Below are 24,703 nucleotides of genomic sequence, written 5' to 3'. Positions count from 1 at the left end.
TATGGCAAAAAATAGAACTGCTCGAGTTGGAGAATTATTAAAAAAAGAAATAAGCCATATAATTCTGCGGGAGATGAAGGATCCCAGAATTGGATTTGTTTCTGTCACAGATGTTGAAGTCACAGGTGATTTGAGGCAGGCAAAAGTATTTGTTAGTGTTTACGGTTCTGATAAGGAAAAAGAAGAAACAATGGAAGGGCTGGATAAAGCAACCGGATTTATTAGAAAACTGGTTGGAGAAAGAATTAAAATTTATCACACTCCAGAACTGTTTTTTAGATATGATAATTCTATAGAACACGGTGTGCATATATCAAAAATAATTGATGATTTAAAAGAAAAGGGAGAAATCAAGGAGTCTAATAATGAAGGATAATTTGAAGAAAATTGCAGAAAAATTGCATGATAATCAGAACTTTATTATTACCGGGCATATAGATCCTGATGGTGATAGTGTTGGTTCTGTGCTTGCTTTAACAAGAATTTTAAAAAAGCAAAATAAAAATGTCAGAGCTTATCTTGATGACAGATCTCTGGCTTCTTTTTCTTTTTTGAAAGCAGAAAAAGATGAAATATTTGATGATGATTTTCTCAATACAAATAATCTTGTTGTAATTGCACTGGATTCTGGTACACTTGATAGGGCTGCATTAAAAGAACAAATATTTAAAACAGCTAAATTAACAATTAATTTAGACCATCATGCAGATAATACACATTTTGCAGATATTAATCTGGTTAATTCGGACAAAGCAGCAGTTGGTGAAATAATATATGATCTGGCAAAATTTATTAATGCAGATTTAAAAGATGAAAAAATTGGAGATGCTCTAGCTGTTGCAATTATTTCTGATACAGGAGCTTTAAGGTATGAAAATACTAGTTCAGATGTGCTGAGAATACTGGCTGAACTGATGGACAATGGAGTAGATATTTACAGAATAAACAAAGAGCTTTTTGGTTCCTATTCCTATGAATCACTTCTGTTAAAAGGGCTTGCATTGTCAACACTGACCCTCACTAAAAATGGAAAAATTGCCTGGCTTTATGTAGATCAATCCATGATATCTGAGGCTGGTTCAGATTATACAGAAGGCCTTGTTAATTATGCAAGAGACATTAAAGGTGTGGAGATAGGAATTTTCTTTAGTGAAGAAAAACCTAAAAGTACCAGAGTTAGTTTTCGCTCAAATTATTATGCTGAAGTTAATAAACTGGCAGCAGAATTTAATGGTGGTGGCCATGCACGTGCTGCTGGTGCAGAAATAAATCGTCCTCTTGAAATAGCAATATATGAAGTAATAAAGGCAGCTGGAAAATATGTCTAACAGCAGTGGAATCTTAAATATTTTAAAACCACCAGGTATAACTTCTTTTTCTGTGATAAGAATTATAAAAAAAATTTTTTATCAAAAAAAAGTTGGACATACTGGAACATTAGATCCTGCAGCAGCCGGTGTACTCGGTATCTGTCTGGGAAAAGCAACAAAGATTATTCCATATCTTGATGACAGTATAAAGACTTATATCTGTGAAATGGAGCTTGGATTTCAAACTGATTCTCTTGATCTGGAAGGAAATGTAATAAAAGAGGACTTAAACTGGAGTAATCTGACTGTTGATAGGATAGAAAGTCTTTTCTGCAGTTTAAAAGGTAAACATAAACAGATTCCACCAATGTTTTCTGCCTTACATCACAATGGCCAGCGGCTGTATCATTTGGCACGCAGAGGAATATATGTTAAAAGAGAAAAAAGAGAAATTGAAATTTATAATATTAAATTAATAAATATATCATTACCTGTCATACGCTTTAAAGTGGTAGTATCCAGAGGCTGTTATATAAGATCACTTGTAAGAGATATAGGAATAGCTCTAAATTCCTCAGCAACAATGACCTTTCTGCTCAGAACACAATCAGGTAAATTTCATATTGCAGACTCACATATAATTTCTGATTTAAATAAAAAGGATAAAGTTTTAAAACCAATTTATTTACCACTTGATTTTCCCAAAGCAGTAATAAAACAGACTGCACACAATAAAGCAGTTAATGGTAATTTTCTTGTCAAAAATGATTTTAAAAAACTTCCCAAATCTTTAAAAATCAATGATAATTTGCTGGTCTTTTCTGATACAGATGAATTTATATCTATTAACAGAAAAATATACAAAGACGATCTATTAGTCTATCAACCAGAAAAAGTATTTATATAACAAATATTAGTGTAACGATATTTAGCTATGGAGGATATGTAATGAAAGTAATTACCAACCACAATTTTAAAAATTATAATAAAAAAAATACCTATCTAGCAATAGGTGTATTTGATGGTCTGCATAAAGGACATAAATTAATAATTAATAAAACTGTTGAAAATGCAAAAATAAACAGGGGTGTTTCTGGTGTTTTTTCTTTTTACCCACATCCACTCAAAATTATATCGGATCAAAATATACCATCTGCTATTATTTCCAGACAGCAGAAAATAAATATTCTGGAAAAACTAAATGTAGACTATTATTTCGAGCAGGAATTTACACCAAGATTTGCTCATCTTGAAGCTGAAGAATTTGTAAAAAAAGCACTTGTAAAAAATCTCAATGTTTCCTGTGTTGTTGTTGGTGAGGATTTTCGTTTTGGTTATCTGAACAGAGGAAATGTAGAAGTCTTAAAAAAAATGGGAGAAATATATAGTTTTGATACAAAAATAATATCTCAACTTAACGCAAATAATGACAGAATATCCAGTACAAAAATTAGAAAATTGATTCAAAAAGGACATTTAACAAAAGCTGAAAATTTACTCGGTCGTCCTTATCAAATTTGTGGAAAAGTACATCATGGAAAAAAAAGAGGCAGGAAAATGGGAGTTCCTACAGCCAATATTTCTCTTGAAACAAATTATTCTCTACCTCCTGCAGGTGTATATGCAGTAAAAGTTTATATAAACGATAAAACTTATGCAGGGGCAGCAAATCTTGGATTTAATCCAACTTTTAAAGAAAAAAATATAAATTTTGAAATAAATATTCTTGATTTTAATAAAACTATTTATAATAAAAGAATTTGTGCTGATTTTGTTGAATTTATTAGACCAGAAATTAAGTTTGATTCTAGAAATGATTTAATTGAGCAGATGAAAGAGGATATTCTTTACACAAGAAATCTTTTGTGTTAAAATAATAAAGAAAGTTTTAATTTACCATTTGCTAGGTATGCGTACCTCCAACGTATTTCTTGGCTTATGGTTTATAAATAATCCAGGAGGTGATTTTTTAATGTTAAGTAAAGAAGAAAAACAAAGTATTATTGAAAAATATCAGAGAGAAGAAGGTGACACTGGTTCACCTGAAGTACAGGTTGCACTGCTGACAAAAAGAATTTCTCAGTTAACTGACCACTTAAAAGAACATAAAAGTGATTTTCATTCTCGCCGTGGTCTTTTAAAAATGGTTGGAACAAGAAGAAAATTATTGAGATATCTTCAGAACAATGATATAGAAAGATATCGTAGTTTAATTAAAGAACTTGGTATTCGCAGATAATGGCGAATTTTTAAAGAGCGGGGGACTCCCGCTCTTTAATTTAATAAATATAACTTTATTTTACAAAGATAACGTCAAATAAAATATAATTGTTGCCATTAATATTTTTAAAAAAACTATTAGATTTGACGTAACGGTTACAAAATAAGGAGGCAAAAATATGAAAGAATGGAATTTAGACTTTGCCGGTGATAATTTAAATATTCAGACTGGCAAACTGGCCAAACAGGCCAATGGTTCTGTTGTAGTTCGCTGTGGAGACACTCAGGTTCTCGTCACGGCAACTATGGATGAACCAAGACCGGGAATGAATTTTTTTCCACTGTTAGTTAATTATGAAGAGAGAGTTTATGCAATTGGAAAAATACCTGGGGGTGTTCTCCGGAGAGAAGGAAGACCCCGTGATGAAGCGACACTTGCCGCTCGAGTTATTGACCGCTCTATAAGACCATTATTTCCAAAAGGTTTTAGAAATGATGTGCAGATAGTTGCAACAATTCTTTCTGTAGATGATGATTATGACCCTGAAATTCTGGCGTTAAATGGAGCATCAGCAGCTCTTATGCTGTCTGACATTCCCTTTGCAGAAGCAGTTGGTGGAGTAAAAGTTGGTCTTGTAGATGGAGAATTAATTGTTAATCCAAATGAAGAAGAAAACAAAATTAGTGATCTCGAATTAACAGTTGCTGGAACCAAAAATGCAATTATGATGGTAGAAGCAAGTGCAAATGAGGTAGATGAAGAAATTATTTTAAAGGCAATGGAACTTGCACATGAAGAAATCAAAAAAGTTATTGAACTGCAAAATCAGATGAGAAAAGAAGCTGGAAAAGAAAAAATGCCTTTTGAAGAACCAACTGTTGAAGCAGATCTGCAGGATAAAGTAGAATCTATTCTTGACGGACGCTTAAAAGAAGCTGTACAAATAAAGGAAAAAATAGAAAGAAATGATATGATCAGTAAATTAAAAAATGAACTTAAAGAAAAATTAAATCCAGAAGAAGATGAAAATATTGATTCTCAGATTGATCTGGCATTCGAAAAAATGATTAAAAAATCAGTAAAAAGTCTTATTCTGGATGATGGTATCAGACCTGATGGAAGAAAATATGATGAAATTAGACCTATTTGGTCAGAAGTTGGTTTTGTGCCAAGAGCTCACGGTTCCGGTATCTTTACAAGAGGACAAACACAGGCATTAAGTGTTTTAACTCTAGGAGCTTCAAGTGATGAACAGATTTTATTTGGTTTGGGCGAAAAAGAAACAAAAAGATATATGCACCACTATAATTTCCCATCATTCTGTGTTGGAGAAACCAGTCCAATGAGATCACCTGGTAGAAGAGAAATTGGTCATGGTACTCTTGGCGAAAAAGCACTGCTTCCAGTTATTCCTTCAGAAGAAGAATTTCCTTATACAATAAGAATTGTGTCAGAAGTGCTAGAATCAAATGGATCTTCTTCACAGGCCAGTATATGTGGGAGTACTCTATCTTTAATGGATGCTGGTGTTCCAATTAAAGCACCTGTAGCAGGTATTGCAATGGGACTTATGAAAGAAGGAGATAATGTAGCAATACTTTCTGACATTCAGGGTTTTGAAGATTTTTATGGAGATATGGATTTTAAAGTAGCCGGTACTGAAGATGGAATAACTGCACTGCAGATGGATATGAAACTCAAAGGATTATCCTTTGATATATTAAAAAAAGCTTTGGAAAAAGCCAAAGAAGGTAGAATGTATATTATGAGTAAAATGCTAGAGGTTATACCAGAGCCTCGTCCAGAATTATCAGAAAATGCTCCTGCAATTATTACTATGAACATTGATCCAGAAAAAATTAGATTTGTTATAGGTCCTGGTGGAAAGATGATTAATAAAATTATTGATGAAACTGGAGCCAGTATTGATATAGAAGATGACGGCCTGGTAAAAATTATGACTGATAACCAGGAAAGTGGAGAAAAAGCAAAAGAAATGATTGAACGTCTGACTAAAGAAGTTGAAGTTGGTGAAATCTATCAGGGTAAAGTTAAAAGAATTATGAACTTTGGCGCCTTTGTAGAAATTCTGCCAAATAAAGAAGGACTTGTTCACATTTCTAAATTAGCTGACCACCATGTAAAAGAGGTTGGAGATGTTGTTTCGGTCGGAGATGAAATTCCTGTGAAAGTTATTGAAATAGATAATCAGGATAGAATTAATTTATCACTTAAAGATGCTAAAAAAGAGTTAGAAAACAAAGAATAAACAGCAGTACTGTAATAATGCTGGAAAATGTATCCGGGGCAGGAAGTAGTATTGGAGAAAACAAAGATGAACATGCTCATATAGGTGAGGGAAAAATAGGCAGAAATGGATCTGCAAATATTATAAATCATCCTAAATTAAAGAATATTCCATTTAATCTAGAAACCCCATGGTTTAATGATAGACCTGATGAAGATAGAATTCTTCTAAAAAATCTTAATAAAAGTCAGGAGGAATAAAAGTGCAGGCCAGCTCTGAACTATTAATTAATGTAAAAGGTAAAATTAAAAATGAAATTGATAATGCATCTGGAAATGAAATCTTTATACGAGCTAAATTATCTGAAAAAAAAGATATAATAGAGGATTTTGAAGTGCTGGCACGTGGTAATAGTTATTCTGCTCCAGCAGTAATTAACAATCTTATGGCTGGAGAAATGATTATTCATAATCACCCCTCTGGAGATTTAACACCTTCAGCTGCAGATATCAGACTTGCTTCAAGAATGGCTCAGCGAGAAGTTGGATTTGCTATAATTAATAATAGTGCAGACAACATTTATGTAGTTGTAGAAGCTGGAACAGCAAAAAAAATTAACCAACTAAACGAGGAAGAAATTCTATCTTTTTTTAAAAAAAACAGTAAGCTATCTGATAATCTAACTAATTTTTCAGAAAGGAAACAGCAGCTGCAGACAGCAGCTGAAGTTATTGATTCTTTTAATAGCAGCAAATATTCTTTTATAGAAGCAGGTACTGGTACAGGCAAATCTTTTGCCTATCTTATTCCTGCTCTTTTTTGGAATAAGATAAATAGCACCAGAGTTGTTGTATCAACAAATACAATTAATCTGCAGGAACAGCTGATAAATAAAGACCTTGTTTTGCTGAACAGGGTTCTTCCTTTTTCTTTTAATTCTGTATTAGTAAAGGGAAGAGGCAACTATTTATGTTTAAGAAAATTCAGAAATTTTAAGAAGGACTTTAAAAATAAAAATGAAAACTCCGTTAAAGATAAATTATTTGTTCAGCTTGTAGACTGGAAAAATACCACAAAAAGTGGTGAAAGATCAGAAATTAAATTTCCACTCCCGTCAGATATCTGGATGGATATTGCTTCAGAAAGTGATCTGTGTTTAAAAAGCAAATGTCCCTATTTCAGCAAATGTTTTTTTATGAATGCACGAAAAAAAGTTTTTACAGCAGATATTTTGATTGTAAATCATCATTTACTTCTTTCAGATGCAAGACTTAAGCAGGAAACAGGTTCAGTAGATAGAGGAATACTGCCAAATTATAACAACCTGATTATTGATGAGGCACACAATATTGAAGAAATTGCAACAGATCATCTGAGCTACAGTGTTTATTCAGCCGTTATAGAAAAATGGCTGAACAGATTAAGTGGAGAAAAAAATTCTCTGCTGTCAGTCATACGTGAGGACATTAATTTATTTGCAGCTGATCAGGAAAAAGAAAAATTAAGAAATATGCTTGATCAAAAAATTATTCCTTTAACACAAAAAGTTCGAGATATTTATCCACAGTACTTTAATTTTCTTTCAAATTTGATTAAGGATAAAAATATGAAAATAATTGTTGATGAAAAGATTAAAAAAAGTGAAGAGTGGCTAGAAATAGTTGCAAATGGAAGAAAATTATCAGGATTTATAAAAAATATTGCAGGATATCTTCAGCTCATATATAATAAACTTTATTTAAACCTTGAAGACAATCTTGATGAAAACGAAATGAAACTTACATCTGTAATCGACCGTTCTCAGGATCTCGTTAATAGAATAGATTTCAATTTAAACAGTGATGATAGTGATTATGTTTTCTGGATTGAATCTGGATATTTTAGAGGTAAAAGTCAGCTTGTACAGCAATCAGCCCCGATAGAAGTTGGCAAATTTCTGCCCGATTTGCTGTGGAAAAAAATGAACAATATAATATTTACATCCGCTACTTTAACAGTTGCCGATTCATTTGATTATATAAAAAATAATACAGGTATTAATGATTGTGCTGAACTGCAGGTGGATTCACCTTTTGATTACTCCAAACAGGCTGAATTAATAATTCCCAAAAAACATCCCGAACCCGGTAAAAAAAATTTCCTTAATACTGTCAAAGATAATTTATCCAGATTGATTTTAAAAAGCAGAGATTCTACTTTAGTTTTATTTACATCTTATAAAATGCTGGATTACTGCTTCCAAAATTTAAAAGAAGAATTTAATGAAAATGGAATAAGAATTCTTTCCCAATCAGAACTGAGCAGAAAATTTATAATTGAAGAATTTAGTTCTTCTTTTAATACTGTTATTTTTGGAACTTCAAGTTTTTGGGAAGGAGTCGATCTTCCTGGTTCTCTTTTAAAATACCTAATAATGGTCAAATTACCATTTCCAGTACCGGGAGAACCCCTTTATAAAGCTAAAGAAAAGCGCCTCAGGGAAAAAGGGCAAAATCCTTTTTATAATTTATCTTTACCAAAAGCAGTTATAAGATTTAAACAGGGGTTTGGCAGGTTGATCAGAACTAAAAACGATAAAGGGCTTATAATTTTATTTGACAGGCGAATAATAAATAGAAAATACGGTAGAGTTTTTCTGCAGTCACTTCCTGCTGGTTGTCCTATAAACGAACTATCTATTGATGAAATCTGCAAAAAAATAGACAGAAATGGAGTAAAGTTAGATGAAGGGTAAATATTTTAGTACAGTATTTTTTGTTTTTTTATTAGTTTTTAGCTCTAATTATACTGCTGCTCTAGAATTTAAACTTGTATATGTTGTACAGGATGGAGATACACTTTCTGAAATAGCAGAAGATTTTTCAATGTCAGTTAAAAAACTTAAAACATCTAATAATATTGAGTCTGATACTGTTATAAAAGTGGGAGATGAACTTATAATTCCAGAGATAAAAGAAAAAAATGGAAACTGGGAGTATAAAATTTTTTCTGATATAAAATCACCTGAAGAAAAATTATCTTTTCAGACAAACAGCCATTTTGCTGTACGCGTTGATCCAGGTTTTAAACTACCTGATGTAAATATTTCTGCTGACAAATTAATTGATTATTATGTCAGTCGTGGAGATACTTTATATGATTTAGCCAGAGATTTTAATACGAGTATTGGAGTTATTATGGCTTTAAATGATCTACAGCAGAGTAGTTTAAGAATTGGTCAAAAAATAAAATTACCGGTACATAATTTAACTCCTCATCAAATTTTAGGAAAAACTGTCAGCAAACAGGAGCTCAATCTGCTGGCACGAGCTATTTATGGTGAAGCAAGAGGTGAACCATTTATAGGTCAGATTGCAGTTGGAGCTGTAATTATTAACAGAGTTTTAAGCAGTCAGTTTCCTAATACATTTGCAGAAGTAATTTATCAAAATGGGCAGTTTTCTTGTGTATCAGATGGACAGATTAATTTAAGGCCCAATAACACTGCCTTCAGAGCGGCCAGAGAAGCAATTAATGGTAAAGATCCTACAAAAGGAGCATTGTATTTCTATAACCCTAAAACAGCTGCAAATAAATCCTGGTTTAAAAGCAGAAGAGTTATAGTTGATATAGGGGAACATGTTTTCACAAAATAGAGGTGATTTTTTGTCAAAAAAAATTAACATTATATTTACAACGGAACCTGGGGAAACAGCAGTATTTTTTCGTCCACCATATGGTGAATATAATAATACATTGATAAATATTGCCAGCCAAGCAGGATATCAGATTGTTCCTCTGTCTGAATTGATTTTTAAAAATGATTATAAAATTAAATCATTTGATGAACTGCAGTATCAAATTTCTGGAGGTGAATATAAGTGAAAATAAAAGTTCAAAAAGTTAATAAAGATGTTAAACTCCCTAAATACCAACATAAAGGAGAAGACTGTGGATTGGATCTTCATTCAGCAGAAAGTACAGTTATTTCTCCAGGTGAATATAAAATAGTAAAAACCGGTATAAAAATTGCTGTACCGCCAGGATATGGAGCTTTTATTTATCCAAGGAGTGGTTTAGCTCTTAAACACGGAATTACTGTTTTAAATGCTGATGGAGTTATTGACCCTGGCTATAGGGGAGAAATTGGTATTATACTCATCAATCACGGAAAAAAAGATTTTAAAATTAATTTTAATGATCGGATAGCACAACTTATTATTCACCACACTTTTGACATTGACTGGGAGGAAGTTGATAACCTCTCCAGTACAAATAGGGGTAGAGGTGGATTTGGTCATACAGGCCATAAAAATTAGAATTTTTATGGCCTGTAATTCGATTCTATTTCTCTTTTTTTCTTTAGTTGATATAATTTTTAAATTACATATAATTGAATTATAATAAAAAATAGGATAAGAGGTGAAATTATGAGATATAAAACTATTGAATTTAAAGAAAACAAATTAATTTTATTAGATCAGAGAAAACTGCCGACAGAAGTTAAATTTTTTGAATGCAGTAATTATAAGGATGTAGAATTTGCGATTTCTAATATGGTAGTAAGAGGAGCCCCTGCCATAGGTGCGGCTGCTGCTTATGGATATTATCTTGCAGCTGAAGAATTTTCTAATTTAGATAAAAATAATTTCAAAAAAGAATTAAAAAAAGCGGCAGACTTCCTTGTTGATGCAAGGCCAACTGCTGTAAATTTAAGCTGGGCGGTAAATATTATGTATCAGTTAACAGAAGAAAATGATGACAGGAATGTTGAGGATATTGTAGATCTTCTTTATAAAAAAGCCTGCCAAATTGCTGAAGAAGATATTAAAATAAATAAACAAATGGCTGAAGTTGGAAATAAAATTATTCCAGAAGGTGCTGTTATTTTAACTCACTGCAACACTGGTGCACTGGCTACTGTTGATTATGGTACAGCTCTGGGGGTTATCAGAGAGGCACATTTCAGCGGCAAAAACATTAAGGTTTTTGCAGATGAGACAAGACCTCGTCTTCAGGGAGCAAGATTAACAGCTTTTGAACTTGTAGAAGAGGGAATTCCATCTACATTAATAGCAGATAGCGTTGCAGCTACTCTAATTCGAGATGGAAAAATAGATGTTATTTTAACCGGTGCAGATAGAGTGGCTGCTAATGGAGACAGTGCAAATAAAATTGGAACTTATATGCTTTCTGAGATTGCAAATAAATTTGACGTTCCTTTTTATATTGCTGCACCACTTTCCACAATTGACAGGGATATCAACAGTGGAGATGAAATAGAAATAGAAGAAAGACCTGATAGAGAAGTAACCCATATTGAGGATGTTCAAATTGCCCCAGCGGGAATTAATATTTATAATCCGGCTTTTGATGTTACCCCTGCAGAAAATATTAGTGGTATAATTACAGAAAAAGGCATAGCCAGAAAACCATTTAAAGAAAGTATCAATTCTTTATTCAAAAAATAACAACAGGAGGAGATAACAATTAAGGCACTATTTTACAATGGAGAAAATCTTGAATTTATAAACAGAAATATTCCACAGCCTGATAAAGATGAAGTCCTAATAAAAGTTAAAATGGCAGGTATCTGTGGAACTGATTTAGAAATACAGGCAGGATATAAAAATTTTGTTGGGATACCTGGTCACGAATTTGTGGGAATCGTGGAAAAAGATCCCTCCTGTAAATTTACAGATAAAAGAGTTACAGCAGAAATTAATATCCCCTGTAATGACTGTTATTTATGCAAATCAGGGAAAAAGAATCATTGTGTTAACAGGAAAGTTGTGGGAATGCTAAATAAAGATGGTGCATTTTCTGAATATATGACAATAAAACGCGAAAATTTACACGTTATTCCTGAAAAAGTGAGTGATCTGGAAGCAGTTTTTATTGAACCACTGGCAGCTGTTTTGGAAATTCCAGAAAAAATTCATATTAAATTGACAGACAGTATAATTGTTTTAGGTGATGGCAAGCTTGGTCTTCTTACAGCTGTTACCTTACATCATCTTGGCTATAATATTAGTATTATCGGCAAACATCAACAAAAACTCGCTATAGCTGCTGAATATGATATTCCTGCATTTTTATTAAATGAAAATACGGAAAAATATGATATTGCAATCGACACAACCGGTAGTAAAAGCGGCATTCGGGATGCTCTAAAAGCAGTTAAACCGGAAGGAACAGCTGTTTTAAAAACAACTGTTGCTGATAAAACTTTTCTTGACCTCAGTCAGATTGCAGTTAATGAGTTATCAATTATAGGTTCCAGATGTGGTCCTTTTGCAGCTGCTATTCGGCTTCTTTCCCTACATGATTTAAAGTTACATAAACTGGTTGAAAAAATATTTAATTTTGATAATGCACTAAAAGCTTTTCAATATGCTGAAGAAAAAGGACCTCTAAAAATAATTCTGCAGTTTTAAATGATAAAGATTAAGTTTTAATGTTTTAGACTTTTTTTGATTTTAAGTCAGATTCTCTGAAAATAATTTTATTTGAAAGGAAATACTTATGATTAACTTTAATGTTCCTTCAACTTCAGCTAATTTAGGTCCTGGATTTGACACTTTAGGTCTTGCTTTAAATTTATTCAATAAATTTGAAGTAAGAAGCAGACCCGATAAAAAAATAAATATTTCGGTTATTTCTAAAAATAATAAAGTAAACTTTGATGATGCTGACAATCTTATTTTAAATTCTTATTTAAAATACTATGAATACATAAACAAAAAAATAGATGGAATCGATATTACAGAAAAAATGAACTCACCACTAGCAAGGGGAATGGGAAGCAGTGCTTCTGCAATTGTAGGAGGCCTTTTTTCTGCTGCCTGGAATGCAAAATCTTTGATTTCAGCAAAAGAATTCATTGACCTGGCTGTGGATATTGAAGGTCATCCTGATAATGTAATTCCTGCTATTTTTGGCGGTCTGGATATAAATTATAAAAAAGGTGACCGATTTTCTTATCATAAAATAAATATACCTGAAGAATTGAAATTCATAGTAATTATCCCGGACTTTGAATTAAAAACTTCAGAAACAAGAAAAATATTACCTAACAGATTGGATTATACTTCTACTGTTTTTAATCTGGGCAGGATAAGCCTTCTAATTACTGCATTTTTAGAAAAAAATTATTCTCTACTGGCAGAAGCAATGGAAGATAAACTGCATCAGCCATTTAGATCAAAATTAATTCCTGGTTTTGAACATGTAATTAAAACTGCAAAAAAGGAAGGTGCTTTTGGAGCATCTTTAAGTGGGGCAGGCCCTACAGTTATTGCTGTTACAACTTCAAATGAAAATCTTATCGCAGATGGTATGATTTCAGCATTTTTAGATCATAATGTTACAGCAGAGAAATATATATTAAAAGGATATAATATTAGCCTGTACAAAATTATTGAAAATATTATAGCTGATAATAAAAAAGGAGGTAATTAATAGTGATTAGCATTGCTCTGCTCGGTTTTGGTACAGTTGGGAGCGGTTTTTATGAAATTTTAAAAAGAGAAGAAGAAAAAATTGAAGAAAAAATTAATGATAAAGTATCTATAAAATATATTTTAGTAAATGATCTGAGCAAAAATAGAGAGCAGATTTCTTCTGATACAATAGTAACCGACAGTTTTGAAAAAATTATAGCTGATGAAAATATAGATATAATTATTGAATTAATTGGTGGAGAAACACCTGCTTTAGATTATATAAAAAGATCGTTATCAGCAGAAAAAATTGTTATAACAGCTAATAAACTGTTAGTAGCAAATTATTTTAAGGAATTAATAAAATTGGCTGAAAAAAACAAAACTCATATTTTTTTCGAGGCAAGTACTGCTGGAGGTATACCTGTCATCAATATGGTAGAGGACTATCTTGCAGGAGATAAAATAAATGAGCTGCACGGTATTTTAAATGGAACTACAAATTACATATTATCTGTTATGGAAAAAGAAACTGTAAGTATGCCAGAAACCATCAAAAAAGCTCAGGCATTAGGGTATGCAGAACAGGACCCAAGTTCTGATCTGGGAGGATTGGATGCTCTTTACAAAATAGTTATTCTGGCCAATCTTGCCTTTTCCTGTGCTGTTAATCCAGAAGATATTTACTGTAAGGGTATTAAAGGTATTACAAGCTATGACATTATGTATGCAGAAGAATTGGGATATAAAATTAAATTGATTGCAGCTGCTAAAAGAGAGGACAGCGGCTTAAGAATTTTCGTTAGTCCATTTCTAATCAAAAAAGATGATGATTTTGCTTCTACAGTTGGTGCAGATAACTCTTTAGAAATTAAATCAGAAAACCTCAATCACCTATTTTTAAAAGGACCCGGTGCAGGTAAATTTCCAACTGGAAATGCAGTAATTTTTGATTTGATAAAAGCTTCACGCTTTTTACTTGGTGATTATAAAAAAAGCCGAAGCAAAAAATTTAATAACATAAAAATTAATCGAAAATCTGATTTTAAACAGTCTTTTTATATTAGACTTCAAATTGAAAAAAATGATAGTATAATAAAAAATATTAAAAGCATGTTTGACGAAAGCAATCTTGCTGACATGATTCTTAAAGATGGAAGTTCAGATACACCTCTACTTCCTCTAATAATTTTAACCAGAAAAATTTCCATTCAAAAAATCGAAAAATTTATGGAATATGTTGAAAATATTAATGGTGTATTAACTATAAACAATATAATACCACTAAAAGAATAATAAATTATATTTAACAGAGCGGAATAAAAAAATATATTATTAGATGTTTCAAAAAATAGTTTATAGAAAATGAAGTTTTTAAGGAAGGTGTTTTGATTGTCTCTTATAGTACAAAAATATGGAGGAAGTTCAGTTGCAAATACAGATTTAATTAAAAATGTTGCAAAAAGAATTGTAAGCAATTACATATTGGGTAATCAGATGATTGTAGTTGTTTCTGCAATGGGTAATACAACAGATCATCTGATAGATCTGATGAATGAAATTAGCAGTGATCCTGACCCGCGTGAAGTTGATATGCTGCTTACAACTGGAGAACAGGTTTCGATAGCACTGCTTACTATGGCTGTCCAATCCCTAGGCTATCCTGCAATTTCATTAACAGGAAGCCAGATTGAAATTAAAACAGACGAAAAACACAATAGAGCAATGATAAAAGAAATAGACACACGCCGCATTTTAAAAGAATTAAATCAGGATAAAATTATTATTGTCGCCGGATTTCAAGGAATAAATGACAATCATGATTTTACCACCTTAGGTCGAGGAGGTTCAGATACCACAACAGTTGCTTTAGCGGCAGCTATGGAAGCAGATAGATGTGAAATTTATTCTGATGTTGATGGTATATATACTGGAGACCCCAGAATTATAAAATCCGCCAGTAAACTTAATTATATTTCTTATGAAGAGATGCTGGAACTGGCCAATCTTGGTGCAAATATTCTCCATCCCCGTGCTGTAGAACTAGCAAAAATCTATAATGTAGATTTATATATTGCTTCCAGCTTTAATAAAAAAAGAGGAACAGTAGTTAGAGGAGTTGAAGATATGGAAGGTAAAAAAAATGTAGTTGGTGTAACCTGTGATCTTGAAGATATTAAAATTACAGTTGAAAAAGTTCCTGATAAACCCGGTATTGCAGGATTTTTGTTTTCTTCTCTTGCTGATAAAGGTGTAAATGTTGATATGATTATTCAGAACCTTCAGCGTGATAATCTAAATGATATAACTTTTACTATTAAGAAAAATAATGTAAATAAAGTCAAAAAAGTTTTGGCTGATATTAAAAATGAGCTTAACTATAACAATTTAGAAATTGATACAGAAGTTGCAAAAATATCTATTGTAGGTGCCGGTATGAAATCCACACCGGGAATTGCAGCCCGAATGTTTAAAGCTCTTGGAAAAAATAATATTAACATTGAAATGATAACAACCTCAGAAATAAAGATATCATGTTTAATTGAAAGGAATATGGTTGATGGAGCACTCAACATACTGCATGAAGAGTTTGAATTAGATAAAATTAATGATTAAAAATTAACAAATGAATATTATTAAATTTTGCAAAAATTTACTTTTTAGATTATAATAAAATTAAAATATATGAGGGGGTAATTTTTAATGGCTGTAAAAAAAGCTGGTGAAGTTTATTGCTGTGAAGTCTGTGGTAATGTAGTTGAAGTAAAAGAAGTAGGTGGAGGAGAACTTGTTTGCTGTGGTCAGCCAATGAAACTGCAGGAAAATTAAAAACTAAACTTACCCGGAGAAAAGCTCCGGGTTTTTATTTGTATTGATAAGACAATTTTTTTAACTAATATCTTTTTTTAAGAAAATAAAAATTAAATTTGATATGATAAATTTTTCTTATAAAAAAGGAATTATCTTATCTTACGAGAATAAAATATATTACGAGAATAAAATATTTCGAAGAAAAAACAGGAGGGTTTTTGGTGGATTATTATTCTAAAGAAAAGATAAAAAATATACTCAAAGAAAATATTGAAAATTATAATGATGTTACTGTTATGGGATGGGTTAGAACAAAAAGAGTTTCAAAAAATATAGCATTTTTAGAAGTTAATGATGGAAGCAGTCTGGAAAATTTGCAGATTGTAATTCTGGATCCCGAAAAATTCCCTTTAGAAGATATTAACACTGGTGCCAGTCTTAAAATCAATGGATATATTGACAAAGTTGAAGGTAGAGAGCAGAATGTAGAGATGAAAGCTGAAGAAATTGAATTAATTGGTGAAGCTCCTTCAGATTATATTCTCCAGAAAAAAAGACACAGCTTTGAATTTCTGCGGGAAATTGCACATTTGCGTGCTAGAACAAATACCTTTGGTGTTGTAAATAGATTTAGAAGCAAAATGTCGTTTGCTGTACATAAATTTTTCAATGAAAGAGATTTTTATTATATTCATTCTCCTATTATAACATCTGGTGATGCTGAAGGAGCAGGGGAAATTTTTAGGGTTACTACTCTTGACCTGAACAATATTCCCAAAAAAGAAAATAACCTTGTTAATTTTGAAGAAGATTTTTTTGGAGAAGAAACTGGTCTGACAGTAAGTGGCCAGCTTGAAGCCGAACTTATGGCATCTGCGTTAGGTGATGTTTACACTTTCGGTCCTACATTTAGAGCGGAAAATTCGAACACATCAAGACATGCTTCTGAATTCTGGATGATCGAACCAGAAATGGCATTCTGCAATTTAGATGAAATGAAAGTACTTATAGAAAATTTCATTAAATATTTATTTAGATATGCACTTGAAGAAACAGATGAAGAAATGCAGTTTTTTAATAAGTGGATTGATAAAGGAAGAAGAAATAAAATTGCCGATATTATTGATTCAGATTTTGGCCATATAACTTATACTGAAGCAGTAAATATACTGGAAAAATCAGGTAAAGATTTTGAATATCCTATTTACTGGGGAGTAGATCTGCAGTCTGAACATGAAAGATATTTAACTGAACAATATTTTAAAAAGCCAATTATGGTTACTGATTACCCTAAAGAAATTAAAACTTTTTATATGAGGCAGAATGATGATAATAAAACTGTTGCAGCTGTTGATTGTCTTGTTCCAGGTGTAGGTGAAATAATAGGCGGCAGTCAGCGTGAAGAGCGCTATGATGTTCTGGAAAATAGAATGAAAGAATTAAATATGGATCTGGAAAAATATCAGTGGTTTTTAGATATAAGAAAATATGGTTCAGTGCCACACTCAGGTTTTGGTCTGGGATTTGAAAGACTTTTAATGTATTTATCGGGAATGCAGAATATAAGAGATGTTATACCATTTCCCCGTACACCCGGTAATGCAAAATTTTAGTCAGGAGAAGTCCAAAGTAATGAATAATAAATTAAACTACAATCTAATTATTACAGCAGTTTTTATATTTATTTTTTTAATAGCAGCAGCAGTTTCCGCAGATAATCACTCTATTAAGTCAAATGTCATTGTTTTTGGGGGAGAACCTGAAGGAGTTGCTGCTGCATGTGCATCTGCCCGTGCCGGCATGAATACAATAATTATTATGGAAAGAGAGAATCCTGGAGGTTTAATGACATATGGAGCGCTCAATTTTCTGGACTTAAACTACAATAAAAATGGTAAAAATATTAATAAAGGTTTTTTTAATGAATGGCACAAAATGATAGGTGGAAAAATTTCTTTTGATCCTCTAAAAGCAGAAAAAGCTTTTTGGAGGTTGCTCAATAATGAAAACAATATTGAAATTTTAAATAATGCCAGATTAAAAAAAGTTACAGTAAAAGAAAATAAAATTGAAAATATAGTAATAATTAAAAATGGTATACGAAAAACGCTAAAAGCAGATATAATTATTGATGCTTCTCAAGATGGAAAACTGGCAGCAGAAGCAGGAAACCCCTACTTTTATGGTCAGGAAGATATTAATATACCAAATAGAGTAATGGCTTCTACTCAGATATTAAAATTTAAAAATATAAATTATCATAAATTATATAAAAGTATTAAAAATAAAGAATTTTCTGATACCTATATTAATGAAAATCACGCCTGGGGTTTTCCTGATTTTGGAAAAAAATATATGCCGGTGGATGATATGCTGAAATTAAGAGGTCTTAATATAGTATTTACTGAAAATAGAAAAACAGCATATATTAATGCTTTACTCCTTTTTAATGTTAATCCACTTGATCCTCAATCAGTTGAAAACGCTAAAATAGGAGCCCACAGAGAAGCAGACCATATTTTGAAATATTTAAATGAAAATTTGCCTGGGTTTTCTAATGCTGTTCTGGCTGATTTTCCATCAGAACTTTACAGAAGAGAAAGTCGTCATTTTTTGACCAGGTATCAGCTCAGTGTTAAAGATCAGTTTATGCAGCGGATATTTAAAGACACAATTACCATTGCTTCTTATCCACTTGATTATCAGGCTTCTGGTAAACAATATCCTGGATTTGTGCTTTTTAATCCAGAATATTATGCTGTCCCACTCAGGTCATTATTATCTATCAACATAAATAATTTAATGATAGTTGGAAGAAGCAGTGGCTATAGTTCACTGGCAGCATCAAGTGCTCGTGTAATCCCTGTAGGAATGAATACAGGACAGGCGGCTGGTATCGCTGCTGCTGAAGCTGTAAAAAATAACTTGGAACTAATTGATATTGTATATGACAAAAATATATTAGAAAAAATAAGACAGAGTTTAAATATTGATTTAAAAAAATATCCTCAAGAAAAACCTCTTATCAGCGATGAAAAGGTTCTCCCATATTTAACCGAATTATTATCCTGGGGAATTAGTATTGGAGGATATAGTAATGATTTTAAATTAGAAGATAAAATTAATGAAAAAACATTTACTGCTATGATTCTTAAGGGGATGCAGAGAAAAGAAACTGAATTATTATATGAATGGGTTCCGGGAAGTCTGGAAACTTTGAGTAAAAATAGAAATTTAACATCTCAAAATGCCTTAAAACTATTATTAGCCGCCATGAGTAGACCTGTTCTGAAAATAAATCCAAAAGATTATTTTGCTCTTGCCGACAAATTAAACATTATTCCTGCAGAGATTAGAGATGTTTTTAAAAAGAATTCTGTGCTCCAAGGGCGGGAAGCAATAATTTTGGCAGGTCATTTTATAAATCAGTTTGAAACTCCGGAAAGACTAAAGTATATCAGAGGTGAATATTTTGACTGATTCAAATTACATTACATATTACCCTTCACCATTAGGACTGCTGAAAATAAAATTTAATATTTATGGGCTGGTTGGTATTGATTTTGAGGAAAAACTTAAAGAAATAAAAAGCAACTGTAAGGCGAACTTTTATCAGGATAAAAGACTTCTCCGTAATTATAATTTAATTTTTGATCAGTTAAATGAATATTTTACAGGTAAAAGGCATATTTTTGATTTACCACTTATTTTAGATGGTTCAGAATTTGAAATGAAAGTATGGAGTTATTTAATGAAAATACCGTATGGGAAAACAGCTGCATACAGTGAAGTGGCCAGTTCTATAGGCCATCCAAAAGCTGCTCGGGCAGTTGGTAATGCCAATAAAAAAAATCCTATAGCTATTGTAATACCATGCCATAGAGTGATTGGAGCTGATGGAAGCCTGCACGGTTATGCAAGCGGTGTATGGAGAAAAAAATGGCTTTTAAAACATGAATTAAAAAACAGTATCAAACTAGAAAGGAAGAACTGTCTTGTCTAAAGAACTACCCAAAAGAAGTGAATTATCGGAAAAATATAAATGGAATCTGAAAGATATTTATAAAAATGATGAACAGTGGGAAAAAGAATTTACTACACTACAGCAGGATATAAAAAATACGACAGAAATAAAAGCAAACATTATATCTGATGAAAAAAATCTTTTAAATGGTCTGGAAACAATATTTAATATTGAAAAAAGAATTTCCAGACTCTATACATATGCACATATGAAATATGATCAGAATACTAAAAAAGAAAAATATCAAAACTATAATAACAGAGCCATGATGCTTTATAATCAATTTTCTAACTTTGTATCTTTTTTAGTTCCCAAAATACTGGAATTAGGAGAGAAAAAATTAAATAATTATCAAGATAAAGAAGAAGATCTAAAACTATATCAGCATTTTTTTGACAATATTTTAAGGCAAAAAGATCATTACCTTTCTGAAGAAGAAGAAAAAATAATTGCACTGACAGGTGATTTAACTCAAGCTCCAGAAAGCATCTTTAGTATGCTGAATAATGCAGACCTGGAATTTCCAATTATTAAAGATGAAAAAGGTGAAGAAAAAAGACTTACACACGGTCGATATATTGATTTTTTAAAGACACAGGATAGAAATGTCCGCAAAAATGCATTTAAGGCAATGCACCAGGAATATGAAAAACTGGAAAACACCTTTGCGGCGGTACTTAATTCATCTGTGAAATCTGATATTTTTTATGCAAAGGCCCGGAAATATAGTGATTCTTTAACTGCATCACTTGATAATGATAATATTGATGTCAAAGTTTATAATAATCTGCTGGAAACAGTAGAAAAAAATCTTGACCCACTACATGAATATATGGCATTAAAAAAAGAAATTTTAAATCTGGATGAACTTCATATTTATGATACCTATACACCTCTTATTTCCAGTGTCAATTTACAGTACAAATATGAAGAGGCAAAAGAAATTTTTAAAAAAAGTATTTCACCACTGGGAAAAGATTATTTAAATATAGTTAAAAATGGGTTAAACAGCAGATGGATTGATGTTTATGAAAATGAAGGCAAAAGATCTGGTGCATATTCAAGTGGCTGTTATGGTGTACACCCTTATATTTTGCTAAATTATACTGAAGATATAAGCAATTTATTTACACTTGCTCATGAAATGGGACATGCAGTACACACCTATTATTCCAACAAAAATCAGCCTTATATATATTCAAATTATAAAATATTTGTTGCAGAAGTGGCTTCAACTTTAAACGAAAATCTTCTTGTTGATTATCTGCTTGATAATACCGATAAAAAAGAAGAAAAACTGTACCTTTTAAATCACTTTTTAGAAGGATATAGAGGTACTGTTTACAGGCAGACAATGTTTGCAGAATTTGAAAAAATTATCCATGAGATGGTAGAAGCATCTGAACCATTAACTGCCCAGAGTCTAAAAAATTTATATAAAAACCTCAATACAAAATATTTTGGAAAAGTATTAACCACAGATAAAGAACTCGATGTAGAATGGGCCAGAATTCCTCATTTTTACTACAACTTTTATGTTTATAAATATGCTACAGGATATTCAGCTGCAGCTGCGCTGGCAGAAAAGATATCTAATGAAGGTAAAAATGCATCTGAAAAATATATAAAATTTTTAAAAGCAGGTGGAAGTGATTATCCGCTCAATATTTTAAAAAAAGCAGGAGTCGATATGACAGTTCCTGATCCTATCAAAAAATCCGTAAATCGATTTGAACACTATCTAAAAATGCTTAAGGAATTAATATAAAACATGTCGTGCCTGGCCTGTGATTATTCAGCCAGGCATTTTGCAAAATAGACTTATAAATTATTTTTCGCAAGATTTAGAAAAACTATTAGATTTGACGTAACGTAAAATTATAGAGGAGTGATTAATATGAAAGAAATAATTACAAAAAAAGCTGAAAATTTACGTGAAGATATTGTTTCAACTATTCAGGAATGGATTAAAATCCCAAGTGTTGAAGGTGAACCAGCTGATAATATGCCGTTTGGTAAGAAAGTACACAAAGCTCTTACAGCTGCTTTAAAAAAAGGAGAAGAGCTGGGATTTAAAGTGAAAAATGTAGATAATTATGCTGGACATATAGAAATTGGTGAAGGAGAAGATATACTTGCAGTCCTCTGCCACCTGGATGTAGTTCCAGAAGGAAGTGGCTGGACATATCCGCCATATGCAGCTGAAATACATGATGGGAAAATATACGGTCGCGGAACAATAGATGATAAAGGACCTGCTGTGGCAGCATTATATGCACTAAAGATTGTAGATGAATTGGATATAAAATTAAATAAAAAAGTAAGACTTATACTTGGTACAAACGAAGAATCAGGAATGAAAGGAATTGATTATTATCTAAAAAAAGAAAAAATGCCTGACCTTGCCTTTAGTCCTGATGCAACTTTTCCTGCTATATATGCTGAAAAAGGAATACTTGATCTTGAATTTACGTACCCCCTGAAAAAAAGTAATTCCAGTGTCAGTATTTTATCTATAAAAGGTGGTAGTGCCAGAAATATGGTACCTGACTTCTGTGAAGTAAAATTGGAAGGTATTGATAAAAAAACAGCTGAAAATCTTTTATCAGATCTTGATTATGATAAAGGTGCTTTAAATTTAGAAGAAAACAATTCTATTTTAACTGCCAGCTATAAAGGTGTTTCAGCCCATGGAAGTACTCCTCAAGAAGGAGTTAATGCTATTTCTAGATTACTAAGACTACTGCCTGTTTTAGTAAATGATGACAACCCTGCTGCTGAATTTATCAATTTTTACAACAAAAAAATTGGATTAGAATCTGATGGTAAGTCAATCGGCTGTGCTGATAATGATCAGGTTTCCGGTGATCTTACTTTTAATGTTGGAGTTATTGATCTTGATACTGATAAAGTTAAATTTTATGTAAATATTAGATATCCTGTAAGTTCAGATGGAGATAAAGTTATTAATGATATTAAAGAAAGTATCCCGAAAAAATTAATTGTCAAAAAATATAGTGAAGCAAAACCTCTATTTGTAGAAAAAGATGATCCATTTATTGTAACTTTAATGAATGCCTATCGAGAATTTACAGGTGATGATAGAGATCCTATTGCAATTGGTGGAGGAACATATGCTAGAAAAATGAAAAAAGGAGTTGCCTTTGGACCTCTATTTCCTGGTGAAAAAGAGCTGGCCCACCAAAAAGACGAATTTATTTCCATTGATAATTTAATTAAAAGTACTGCAATTTATGCTAAGTCAATAATTGACATTGCTGGTGCAAAATAGTTGGTTTTAAAATTCAATGTTTTTTTAGGTTTATTAAAAACAGAGGAGGGATTATTATGAACCTGAAAAAAGAATATGCAGAAAAATTAATTTCTTTTTTGAATCAATCACCTACTGCATATCATGCTGCTGCAAATACTGAAGAAAAACTTAAGGCTGCTGGATTTCTTGAGCTGAATCCAGAATCTGACTGGGATCTACTGCCGGGAAAAAGTTATTTTTTGAGCAGGAACAAATCAGCTTTAATAGCCTTTACCATAGGTAAAGATGAGTTGGAAGAGGGGATTAGAATGATTTCCGCTCATACTGACAGTCCATCTTTAAAACTAAAACCAGAACCAATATATCAGAGCAGTGACAATTATATTCTTCTTAATACAGAAATTTATGGTGGTCCAATACTTAATACCTGGTTTGACAGACCATTATCAGCTGCAGGCAAAGTTGTAACAAAGGGGAAATCTACTTTTGAAGCAGAAGTTTCTCTTATTGATTTAGAAAAAAACATAGCTGTAATTCCCAATCTTGCTATTCATCTGAATAGAGATATTAATAATGGTATAAAAATAGATAAGCAGAAAGATTTAAGAGCAGTAATTGATTTAGCAAGCAAAAAAAATCCTGATTATCTGAAAGAAATTATTGCAGAAAAAATTGATAAAAAAATAGATAAAATACTGGATTTTGAATTATTTTTGTACAGCAGGCTGAAGGGAAGTTTTTGTGGAACAGATGATCAGTATATTTCTGCTGGCAGACAGGATAATCTGTCCATGGTACATGCAGGACTTACCGCACTGCTGGAAAGTAAAAATCAGTCGTGTTCTAAAATGCTCATTTTATATGATAATGAAGAGATTGGCAGCAGAACCCGTCAGGGAGCAGATTCTCCTTTTTTGCTTGATACAATAAATAGAATTCTGAAAAGCCTTAATAAAAGTGATGATTTTTACAAAATTATGGAAAAATCTTTTTTGATATCAGCAGATATGGCTCATGCTGTTCATCCCAATTTTGAAAAAAAATATGATGAAACAAATAAACCACTTTTAAATAGAGGATCTGTATTAAAATATAATGCAAATCAGAATTATACCACCAATTCAGAAACAGCTGCTGTTTTAATAGATATTATGAAAAATAATAATATTCCATTTCAGACATTTGCTAATAGATCTAATCAAAAAGGAGGTTCAACTATTGGTCCACTTGCAGCAACTCAGGTAAACATAAAAAGCATAGATATAGGCAGCCCATTACTGGCCATGCATTCTATTAGAGAAATGGGTGGAAGTAGTGATCATTACTATATAATTAAAACTATGCAGAACTTTTATGATATTTAATATTTTTGAATAATTTAGGGAGATGATATA

22 protein-coding genes and 1 pseudogene are annotated in these 24,703 nt (G+C 31.7%); all 23 read left to right on the top strand.

Going from position 1 to position 24,703, the window contains the following annotated elements:
- Position 1: 1 nt before the first annotated feature.
- The 23 genes and pseudogenes from rbfA to DER71_RS00750 all read left to right on the top strand — a co-directional run bounded on the left by rbfA (position 2) and on the right by DER71_RS00750 (position 24,673).
- Positions 2-376: a 30S ribosome-binding factor RbfA gene (gene rbfA, locus DER71_RS00860; protein ID WP_114456995.1), complete on the top strand. Its 375-nt coding sequence runs from the start codon at positions 2-4 to the stop codon at positions 374-376.
- Entirely contained in the window at positions 366-1,328 is a 963-nt protein-coding gene (locus DER71_RS00855; protein WP_114456994.1) for a bifunctional oligoribonuclease/PAP phosphatase NrnA, read from the top strand. The genes rbfA and DER71_RS00855 overlap by 11 nt, the downstream gene beginning before the upstream one ends.
- Entirely contained in the window at positions 1,321-2,217 is an 897-nt protein-coding gene (gene truB, locus DER71_RS00850) for a tRNA pseudouridine(55) synthase TruB (protein ID WP_114456993.1), read from the top strand. Before DER71_RS00855 ends, truB begins: the two co-directional genes overlap by 8 nt.
- Positions 2,218-2,258: 41 nt before the next feature.
- Positions 2,259-3,182 (top strand): bifunctional riboflavin kinase/FAD synthetase, encoded by a 924-nt coding sequence (locus DER71_RS00845; protein WP_114474194.1) that lies wholly within the window; start codon positions 2,259-2,261, stop codon positions 3,180-3,182.
- 100 nt (positions 3,183-3,282) lie between these two features.
- On the top strand, positions 3,283-3,549 hold the full coding sequence (rpsO, locus tag DER71_RS00840) for a 30S ribosomal protein S15 (RefSeq protein ID WP_114456991.1): 267 nt from the start codon (positions 3,283-3,285) through the stop codon (positions 3,547-3,549).
- Between the two features lie 160 nt (positions 3,550-3,709).
- Positions 3,710-5,800: a polyribonucleotide nucleotidyltransferase gene (locus DER71_RS00835; RefSeq protein ID WP_114474193.1), complete on the top strand. Its 2,091-nt coding sequence runs from the start codon at positions 3,710-3,712 to the stop codon at positions 5,798-5,800.
- A 50-nt stretch (positions 5,801-5,850) separates the two neighbouring features.
- Positions 5,851-6,039 (top strand): annotated as a pseudogene (locus DER71_RS00830) (endonuclease); the annotation flags it as partial.
- Between the two features lie 2 nt (positions 6,040-6,041).
- On the top strand, positions 6,042-8,513 hold the full coding sequence (locus tag DER71_RS00825; protein ID WP_114456988.1) for a helicase C-terminal domain-containing protein: 2,472 nt from the start codon (positions 6,042-6,044) through the stop codon (positions 8,511-8,513).
- Positions 8,503-9,414 (top strand): cell wall hydrolase, encoded by a 912-nt coding sequence (locus tag DER71_RS00820; protein ID WP_114474192.1) that lies wholly within the window; start codon positions 8,503-8,505, stop codon positions 9,412-9,414. Before DER71_RS00825 ends, DER71_RS00820 begins: the two co-directional genes overlap by 11 nt.
- A 10-nt stretch (positions 9,415-9,424) precedes the next feature.
- Complete coding sequence (locus DER71_RS00815; RefSeq protein ID WP_158531775.1) at positions 9,425-9,643, top strand: polysaccharide deacetylase family protein; 219 nt, start codon at positions 9,425-9,427, stop codon at positions 9,641-9,643.
- Positions 9,640-10,077 (top strand): dUTP diphosphatase, encoded by a 438-nt coding sequence (dut, locus tag DER71_RS00810; RefSeq protein WP_114456985.1) that lies wholly within the window; start codon positions 9,640-9,642, stop codon positions 10,075-10,077. Before DER71_RS00815 ends, dut begins: the two co-directional genes overlap by 4 nt.
- A 111-nt stretch (positions 10,078-10,188) precedes the next feature.
- Complete coding sequence (gene mtnA, locus DER71_RS00805) at positions 10,189-11,229, top strand: S-methyl-5-thioribose-1-phosphate isomerase (RefSeq protein WP_199505516.1); 1,041 nt, start codon at positions 10,189-10,191, stop codon at positions 11,227-11,229.
- Positions 11,230-11,241: 12 nt separating this feature from the next.
- The gene (locus DER71_RS00800) at positions 11,242-12,195 is read left to right on the top strand and encodes an alcohol dehydrogenase catalytic domain-containing protein (protein ID WP_369834873.1); all 954 of its coding nucleotides are present in this window, start codon (positions 11,242-11,244) and stop codon (positions 12,193-12,195) included.
- 88 nt (positions 12,196-12,283) lie between these two features.
- Positions 12,284-13,219: a homoserine kinase gene (gene thrB, locus DER71_RS00795; protein ID WP_114456982.1), complete on the top strand. Its 936-nt coding sequence runs from the start codon at positions 12,284-12,286 to the stop codon at positions 13,217-13,219.
- Positions 13,220-13,221: 2 nt separating this feature from the next.
- Positions 13,222-14,496 (top strand): homoserine dehydrogenase, encoded by a 1,275-nt coding sequence (locus DER71_RS00790; protein WP_158531774.1) that lies wholly within the window; start codon positions 13,222-13,224, stop codon positions 14,494-14,496.
- A 96-nt stretch (positions 14,497-14,592) separates the two neighbouring features.
- A complete protein-coding gene (locus DER71_RS00785) occupies positions 14,593-15,816 on the top strand; it encodes an aspartate kinase (protein WP_114456980.1) in 1,224 nt (407 codons plus the stop codon).
- A gap of 87 nt (positions 15,817-15,903) precedes the next feature.
- Positions 15,904-16,029, top strand: a complete 126-nt coding sequence (locus DER71_RS00780) for a desulfoferrodoxin FeS4 iron-binding domain-containing protein (protein WP_114456979.1) — start codon at positions 15,904-15,906, stop codon at positions 16,027-16,029.
- Between the two features lie 203 nt (positions 16,030-16,232).
- Positions 16,233-17,624 carry an asparagine--tRNA ligase gene (gene asnS / locus DER71_RS00775; RefSeq protein ID WP_114456978.1) on the top strand — a complete coding sequence of 464 codons (1,392 nt, stop codon included), beginning with the start codon at positions 16,233-16,235 and terminating at the stop codon, positions 17,622-17,624.
- A gap of 19 nt (positions 17,625-17,643) precedes the next feature.
- Positions 17,644-19,491 carry an FAD-dependent oxidoreductase gene (locus DER71_RS00770; protein ID WP_114456977.1) on the top strand — a complete coding sequence of 616 codons (1,848 nt, stop codon included), beginning with the start codon at positions 17,644-17,646 and terminating at the stop codon, positions 19,489-19,491.
- The gene (locus DER71_RS00765; RefSeq protein ID WP_233486929.1) at positions 19,475-20,014 is read left to right on the top strand and encodes a methylated-DNA--[protein]-cysteine S-methyltransferase; all 540 of its coding nucleotides are present in this window, start codon (positions 19,475-19,477) and stop codon (positions 20,012-20,014) included. The genes DER71_RS00770 and DER71_RS00765 overlap by 17 nt, the downstream gene beginning before the upstream one ends.
- Entirely contained in the window at positions 20,007-21,803 is a 1,797-nt protein-coding gene (gene pepF / locus DER71_RS00760; RefSeq protein ID WP_114474189.1) for an oligoendopeptidase F, read from the top strand. The genes DER71_RS00765 and pepF overlap by 8 nt, the downstream gene beginning before the upstream one ends.
- 129 nt (positions 21,804-21,932) lie before the next feature.
- A complete protein-coding gene (pepV, locus tag DER71_RS00755; RefSeq protein WP_114456975.1) occupies positions 21,933-23,327 on the top strand; it encodes a dipeptidase PepV in 1,395 nt (464 codons plus the stop codon).
- Between the two features lie 56 nt (positions 23,328-23,383).
- Positions 23,384-24,673 (top strand): M18 family aminopeptidase, encoded by a 1,290-nt coding sequence (locus tag DER71_RS00750; RefSeq protein WP_114456974.1) that lies wholly within the window; start codon positions 23,384-23,386, stop codon positions 24,671-24,673.
- The last annotated feature ends 30 nt before the right edge of the window (positions 24,674-24,703 follow it).

Source organism: Halanaerobium sp. DL-01, assembly GCF_003338615.1.
GTDB lineage: Bacteria > Bacillota > Halanaerobiia > Halanaerobiales > Halanaerobiaceae > QPJE01.
The sequence above is the reverse complement of the archived record's forward strand: the minus strand, read 5'-3'. Positions and strand labels throughout refer to the sequence as shown.

Excerpts from the sequence above, each read along its gene's own strand:
- rbfA (WP_114456995.1), top strand. The coding sequence starts at position 2 with ATGGCAAAAAATAGAACTGCTCGAGTTGGAGAATTATTAAAAAAAGAA.
- DER71_RS00855 (WP_114456994.1), top strand. The coding sequence starts at position 366 with ATGAAGGATAATTTGAAGAAAATTGCAGAAAAATTGCATGATAATCAG.
- truB (WP_114456993.1), top strand. The coding sequence starts at position 1,321 with ATGTCTAACAGCAGTGGAATCTTAAATATTTTAAAACCACCAGGTATA.
- DER71_RS00845 (WP_114474194.1), top strand. The coding sequence starts at position 2,259 with ATGAAAGTAATTACCAACCACAATTTTAAAAATTATAATAAAAAAAAT.
- rpsO (WP_114456991.1), top strand. The coding sequence starts at position 3,283 with ATGTTAAGTAAAGAAGAAAAACAAAGTATTATTGAAAAATATCAGAGA.
- DER71_RS00835 (WP_114474193.1), top strand. The coding sequence starts at position 3,710 with ATGAAAGAATGGAATTTAGACTTTGCCGGTGATAATTTAAATATTCAG.
- DER71_RS00820 (WP_114474192.1), top strand. The coding sequence starts at position 8,503 with ATGAAGGGTAAATATTTTAGTACAGTATTTTTTGTTTTTTTATTAGTT.
- mtnA (WP_199505516.1), top strand. The coding sequence starts at position 10,189 with ATGAGATATAAAACTATTGAATTTAAAGAAAACAAATTAATTTTATTA.
- thrB (WP_114456982.1), top strand. The coding sequence starts at position 12,284 with ATGATTAACTTTAATGTTCCTTCAACTTCAGCTAATTTAGGTCCTGGA.
- DER71_RS00780 (WP_114456979.1), top strand. The coding sequence starts at position 15,904 with ATGGCTGTAAAAAAAGCTGGTGAAGTTTATTGCTGTGAAGTCTGTGGT.
- DER71_RS00770 (WP_114456977.1), top strand. The coding sequence starts at position 17,644 with ATGAATAATAAATTAAACTACAATCTAATTATTACAGCAGTTTTTATA.
- pepV (WP_114456975.1), top strand. The coding sequence starts at position 21,933 with ATGAAAGAAATAATTACAAAAAAAGCTGAAAATTTACGTGAAGATATT.
- DER71_RS00750 (WP_114456974.1), top strand. The coding sequence starts at position 23,384 with ATGAACCTGAAAAAAGAATATGCAGAAAAATTAATTTCTTTTTTGAAT.